Genomic DNA, 6,768 nt, shown 5'->3' with positions numbered 1-6,768 from the left:
GTTATGCTGAACAATTTGTCCAAAAATTCGGATTAAATTTGCAATCTACCTAATAATAAAGCGTAGCACCCGGGACTGTGATTGAGTTTTGTTTATTATCGATGATGGGTCACAAGATAGCTGGATGATAAACGAGTTTAAGCACAGATTTTCAAAAATGTCGGTATTGTAGATTGCCAATAATCACGCTGAACTAACGACGTTCTCACGACTTTTTACAGCACCGCTAACATCTAATTTGGAATAAAAAACAACGCCGCAACGATTTTTGTCGTTGCGGCGTTATTTTCATGAGTATCAAGTAGTGGCTAGATTTTAGTTATCTTTAGGATGTCCTCTACGCCAGGCGAATGGAAACGCCACGACCATGTAGACAAAGTCGACAATTAAAGTTTCTCGCAGTGGTACTTGGAGTAAGATGACGGAGACTAAAGTTAATATCGTAATAAAAATCAAACATTCGCGGGACCAATTCAATAACCAATCCGGTAACATCGGTTCACATCCAATCTAATTTTGATGGGCCGGCGTCGGTTTGATGGGTTTGACTGTGGAACCCGGACGGTCACGTAATGCCCGGAGTGCCCAGAGAATCGAAACGGTGTCGACAACTTCTTGGAGCATGGCCCCAAACAAGGCAGGGACAATCCCCGTACTTGCGATTAACATAAGAATAGTACAAATGGCGATCCCAATCCAGACCGATTGTTTGGCCACTTGCATCGTATCCTTGGCAATTTGAATGGCCGTCACCACGCGGCTCAAATCGTCTTTTAAAATAACGACATCCGCCGATTCACTGGCGGCCGTGGAACCATGCGCTCCCATGGCGATGCCGACATCAGCCACCGCTAGGGATGGGGCGTCATTGACACCATCACCGACCATGATGACCGGTCGCAATTCAGCGGGAACTTTTTTGAGATTTTCAATTTTATCCGCGGGCAATAAATCCGCTTGAACGGTATCAATCCCGACTTTTTCAGCGATTTTATCGGCAATCGCCCGTTGATCCCCGGTGAGCATCATGACGTTTTTAACACCTTCCGCGTGCAAGGCTTGTAACGTCGCCGCGGCTTCGGGCCGAACGTTGTCGATGAACGTGATATACCCGGCATACGTACCGTCGATAGCGACGTAAATGGCGGTTTGGTCTAACGGTTGTCGCGGCGTGTCTGGGTCGACAAAATTGAGTTTGCCGACTTTAACGGCGTGACCATCAACGGTGGCGGTGACCCCGTTACCCGTCACTTCAGCCAAATCTTCGGCCGGACTTAATGGGGTGTCATTGGCGTATTTGACGATGGAACGCGCTAAAATGTGGCTTGAATTTTGTTCAGCGCTGGCGGCCAGATGCATGACTTGGGCCGCTTCAAAGCCAGTTTGCGGCACGATTTGGCTGACATTTAATTGGCCACTCGTAATCGTGCCCGTTTTATCGAAAGCCGCGGACTTAGCGGTCGACATTTTTTCTAGCATGTCCCCAGTTTTGACGACAATCCCGTTGCGGCTCGTGCGGCTCATACCTGACACTAACGCGACCGGCGCGGCTAAAATTAACGGACAAGGGGAAGCGACAACTAAGACTTCCGCAAAACGATGCGGGTCGCCACTTAAAGCCCAAGCAACGCCAGCAATGACGTACGCGACGAGGGTAAAGGGCACGGCATAGCGGTCGGCTAACCGGACGAACTTCGCCGGTTGGGCTTCAGATTCTTGAACTAACTTAACTAACTGCTGGTACTGACTGTCAGCCGCGACTTTATCAACGATCATGGTCACGGCACTGTCACCGTTGACGGCCCCCGACATGACGTCGTCGCCGACCTTTTTTTCAACGGGCTTGGATTCACCGGTTAAGGATGATTCATCAAACAAAGCGGTACCTTCGATGACGTGCCCGTCAACCGGGACGAGTTCACTCGGTTTAACGACTAATTGGTCGCCAACTTTAGCGGCTTCGACAGCGATATCTTGTAGCTGCCCAGCGGCTAAGCGATGGGCCGTGCGGGGCGAGTTATCGAGTAATGCTTTTAAATCGGTATTGGCACGCTTGGCGGCGTAGTCTTCCAGTGAGTCACCACCGGTCAACATAATTAAGACCACTAATCCCGCCCAATATTCGCTGACGGCTAATGTCGCAACAATCGCGGTAATCGCTAATAAGTCGACCCCGTATTTGCCCGACTTGAGCGTTTTCACCATTTCGACTAACATGGACAATGCCATGATTGACCCCCATAGGGTAATAATTAGCTGAGCGGCTAATTGTTGGTGAAACCCAAATTGTAAGATCAATGCAATGACCCCAACACTGACAGTTAACGTTAATTTGTAATAATGACGCATCATAACCCCTCCTCTTGCATGATGTAAGCGAATCCTTTATTATTGTGATAATCATAACATGGTCACTTGATAAATGGAACAGATAAGAATGATTCTAAAGTAATTTTAATTATTTGTGGAAATTTTGCTATTTTTTCAGAAAGTTTTGGTGATTTTAGCTAGCAAAAAGAGCGTTTAAGCTTAACATGTTAGGCTTAAACGCCGGTAAACCGCACATTTTACATATGATTTAATACTAGTATACTTATACATGAACATCAGATATCAGAGAAAAATACTGAAATCAGCATTTGTATAAGACATCCGCGCTGTACAGGTGGTAACTTGTTACCCGGTCGCGCGTTTTTTTGTATCCTGACCTTGGTCAAACTTGCTATGAGGTCGAATGAAAAAAATAATTATCTGATGAATTCAAGGGGGTTATCCATTAGCAAGATATTAGTAACAATAATCGTTACGTGGTGTGTATGGGTTTCGGCTTAGATGGTCGAAACGTGTTCGCCCCGGCAGCGCATTCCGCTTGCTACGTCTAAGTCAGAATGCCAAAACCGCATTATGCCTTAGACTAGGCAATGCTCGTGCGCTACCCGCCGGGGCTCACACTCTATCAGCGCTATGGTGAACGCCAACGTCGATTACGCAAAAGATAACAATTTGTCAGTATGGCGCAGGTTAAAACTCAACCAACGGAAAGAAGGAAATTCTGCTACTGATTTTGAGTTAGCAAAAACAGAGTTTAACCAGCAAAGCCGTTTAAACCTGATTCGGTCAGGGTACTGAGTGCTTCGAGGAACCCACTCGAAGGGGTGTACCGATTGCTAGTCGGAAATTAACGCGTGGGGACTACCAGTCAATGGCAGGAAGAACCACGAAATTTTTTTATATAGAAAGTATATGTTCAGTAGCAGGTTTATTATTTTAAAAAGTAAGAATATTGATTGGTGGGTATATTTACCAACAATTGGCTTGTTTGTCATTTTATCGGTCGTGTTATTGACCGGGGGGCAAGCGTTAGAAACGAGTTTGGATGGTATCTTAGACTGGTTAACTAACAACATGAGCTGGTTGTACATGTCGGTGTATGTTATCAACTTTATCTTTTTCATTTACTTAGGATTTAGTAAACTCGGGAAAACTAAATTAGGTGATCCCGACGACAAACCAGAATTTTCAACGTATCACTGGGGTAGTATGGTTTACGCGACCGGGATTGATGCCAGCATTTTAATGCTCAGCATGGTTGACCCGTTGCGTTACCTCCAAAGCCCATCCTTCGGCGTCAAGCCGTTTTCAACTTCTGCGTATAACTATGCGCATATGCTAGGTCAATTCAACTGGGGTCCGATGGCGTGGATGATGTTTGCGCCGGCCACGATTGCGATTGCCTATGCCATGTATGTTAAACATGCCAAAGTGCAACGGCTGAGTGCCGCGATTACCGTTTTACAAGGCCCTGGTAAAGGTAAACAACTGGTCCGTAATTTGATTGACTTCTTTGTCATCATTGGGATTATGGGCGGGGTTGGGACTTCCGTTGGGATGGAAATCCCCGTTATTTCGAAAGTCTTGAGTGCCGTTACTGGGATTCCTGATAATATGACGCTTAAATTAGGCTTATTTGCCCTATTATTTGTCATTTTTGCGGTCGCTGTCTTTAATGGCTTGAAACGCGGGATTGGTCGCTTAAGTGCGGCCCACGTGTGGTTAGCGATTGGTTTTTTGGTTTTAGTCTTAATCATCGGCCCAACGTTGTATATTTTAAATTCTGAAACGAACAGTATTGGTTTATTCATTAATAAATTTGTCAGTTTAAGTACGAATACGGCGCCAAACGGTCATGCGACTGCGATGCAACGCCAAACCATTTTCTACTGGGGCTGGTGGTTATCGTTCATGCCAGTGATGGGCTTATTCATTGCTCGAATCTCACGCGGCCGGACGATTCGCCAAGTCTTAGGTGGAATGTTGTTATGGGGTTCCCTCGGCTGTGTTAGTTTTTATGCCGTTTTAGGTGGGTACGCCTTGTACTTACAAAAGATGGGCATCGTCAACTTAGTCCACATTTTAAATACTCAAGGTCAAGCGGCCGTGATTGCCGCGGTCTTATCGACTCTGCCGTTTAAAATGATTATGTTGGCCTTATATTGCTTGTCATGTTTCATTTTCTTGGCAACGACGGTGTCGTCATTTGCTTTCATCACGTCATCATTTACGAGTAAGAAGCTCGAAGTTGGTGAACAACCTAGCCGTTTCAATCGGATGAGCTGGGTCGTCATCTTCTTAGTCTTCTCACTTGGGCTAGTGACGGTCGGTGGTTTCGAGTCGATTCAATCGATTTGTGCCATGTCCGGCTTCCCATTGACCGCGGTGGCAATGATCTTGCTTTACTCGATTCATCACGACTTAACGACTGATCCAGTCGAAGAAGCCGCTAAAGCGAGTGCCAAAGCTACCAAGGCGGCCCAACGAGCCCGCTTAGCGCGTGATGTGGAAATTTCTACCAAGTCTGACTATGCGCGGGAACGCCGCGCCGCCCGTAAGTCGGCTTCGGAGACTGATTAAAACAATAAATATTATCAATAATTGAGTCTGGCGATGGTTGCCAGGCTCTTTTTTTCGCTCCTTAAAAAAGCTGATGCGGCAATTGATTGGTTGAAACTTAATAAGTAATTTAATTTGAACAAACAAATGAAACGATATTTCATAATTTTAGCTATAGAATAAAAATATGAAATATCGTTGCATTTTTAATTTAAATAAGCTATTATGATGTTGTTGAAAACGATTACAAGTATGGAGGTGCCAAAATGTCAGTTTCAGTATCAGTAATTATTGTTTTATGTGTATTTGTTAGTCTGGCAGTCTTAGACCAAATTTCAATTCAGCTTGGACCGTATTCCCCGCTATTTGGTGGTGCAATAACCGGTATGGTAATGGGGGATTTGAAAACCGGATTAATTGTTGGCGCAACATTACAGTTGATGACTTTAGGCGTGGCAACGTATGGTGGGGCCACCGTTCCGGACTTTTTAACGGGTTCAATTATGGGAACGGCGTATGCCATCATTGCCGGTAAAGGTGCCGAATATGGGATTGGGTTAGCAGTGCCCATTGGTTTGCTCCTAACGCAATTGGATATCTTAGCCCGGTTAACGAATACGTTCTTCCAAGCTAAAGCTGATAAGTATGCCGAAGCCGGTGACTATCGTGGGGTCGAACGTAGCAATGTATTAGGTACCATTCCTTGGATTGTTTCCCGAGTGTTACCAGTGGCGATTGGGTTGATTTTTGGTCAAGGTGTGGTAAACGCGATTAACTCGTTTATTCCACAGTGGTTCATGGATGGTCTTAAAACCGCTGGGATGATTTTACCAGCGATGGGGATTGCCATCTTAATGCGTTACTTACCACTTAAGAAGTACTGGCCATTCTTTATCATTGGTTTTGTCATGCTGGCATACGGTGGTAAGAGCTTCTCAATTCTAGGTGCCGCCTTAGTTGGGTTAGCAATGGCTGGTGTTTACGTTATCTTTGTAGGAAATAAAGAACATACTGCCACGACCAGCAACGGTGATGTTGAAGTCGACGACGATGATGACGAGGTGGAAATCGATGAGTAAACTTGAAAAATCAGATATCAAAAAAGTCTATTGGCGGAATATTTTCGGCTTGCAATGGGGCTGGAATTACGAGCGGATGCAAGGCTTAGGCTACTCATGGGTTATTATGCCGGCTTTAAAGAAGATTTATGCGGATGATAAGGCTGGGATGACCAAAGCACTCAAAACGTCCTTAGGTTATTTCAATACAAGTCAACCAATGTCGCACCTGATTGTTGGTGCGGATATGGGGATGGAAGAAAAGAGTGGGATTGAAAATGATGCGGCAATTACCGGTTTAAAGACTGGGCTCATGGGACCGTTTGCCGGTGTTGGCGATACGATTTTCTTGGCAATATATCGGGCCATTATTTTCTCGATTGCATCATATATGGCGTTATCAGGCTCAGCGGTCGGCCTCATTATTCCGATTATTGCGGGGGCAGTTATATTATGGGTACGCTATAAGTTCACTTGGATTGGATATAATCAAGGGACGCGGTTAGCCACGGACTTTGCCGGCCGGATGAAAGTGTTGACGGATGCGGCATCTATTTTAGGATTGACGGTCGTTGGTGCTTTGATTCCATCAGTTATCACATATTCATTGGATTTTAAATACAAAGTCGGTAAAGTTACGTTAAATGCGAATGATTTAATGGATCAAATCTTACCAGCGTTAGCACCATTACTCATTGTCATGTTTTCATACTGGTTGTTAGGTAAGAAGAAAATGAATTCAACAAAATTGATTTTTGTCTTAATTGCGTTAGGCATGTTACTTGGAAATTTGAAAAATATCTTTTAGGGGGATAAATAA

At 44.8% G+C, this 6,768-nt stretch carries 5 protein-coding genes; 3 read left to right on the top strand and 2 right to left on the bottom strand.

Annotated elements, in window-relative coordinates; genetic code table 11:
* Positions 1–315 precede the first annotated feature (315 nt).
* Both DY78_RS15720 and DY78_RS03085 read right to left on the bottom strand, forming a co-directional pair.
* A complete protein-coding gene (locus DY78_RS15720) occupies positions 316–495 on the bottom strand; it encodes a hypothetical protein (protein WP_033614523.1) in 180 nt (59 codons plus the stop codon).
* Positions 496–510: 15 nt separating this feature from the next.
* Complete coding sequence (locus tag DY78_RS03085; protein ID WP_024625065.1) at positions 511–2,349, bottom strand: heavy metal translocating P-type ATPase; 1,839 nt, start codon at positions 2,347–2,349, stop codon at positions 511–513.
* Between the two features lie 894 nt (positions 2,350–3,243).
* On the opposite strand from DY78_RS03085, the gene DY78_RS03080 reads away from it, so the two are divergent.
* The 3 genes from DY78_RS03080 (at position 3,244) to DY78_RS03070 (ending at position 6,756) form a co-directional block, all read left to right on the top strand.
* Entirely contained in the window at positions 3,244–4,911 is a 1,668-nt protein-coding gene (locus DY78_RS03080) for a BCCT family transporter (RefSeq protein WP_024625064.1), read from the top strand.
* Positions 4,912–5,156: 245 nt separating this feature from the next.
* The gene (locus tag DY78_RS03075; protein ID WP_024625063.1) at positions 5,157–5,969 is read left to right on the top strand and encodes a PTS mannose/fructose/sorbose/N-acetylgalactosamine transporter subunit IIC; all 813 of its coding nucleotides are present in this window, start codon (positions 5,157–5,159) and stop codon (positions 5,967–5,969) included.
* Entirely contained in the window at positions 5,962–6,756 is a 795-nt protein-coding gene (locus DY78_RS03070; RefSeq protein WP_024625062.1) for a PTS system mannose/fructose/sorbose family transporter subunit IID, read from the top strand. Before DY78_RS03075 ends, DY78_RS03070 begins: the two co-directional genes overlap by 8 nt.
* The last annotated feature ends 12 nt before the right edge of the window (positions 6,757–6,768 follow it).

The sequence above is a fragment of the Lactiplantibacillus fabifermentans DSM 21115 genome (assembly GCF_000498955.2).
GTDB lineage: Bacteria > Bacillota > Bacilli > Lactobacillales > Lactobacillaceae > Lactiplantibacillus > Lactiplantibacillus fabifermentans.
The sequence above is the reverse complement of the archived record's forward strand: the minus strand, read 5'-3'. Positions and strand labels throughout refer to the sequence as shown.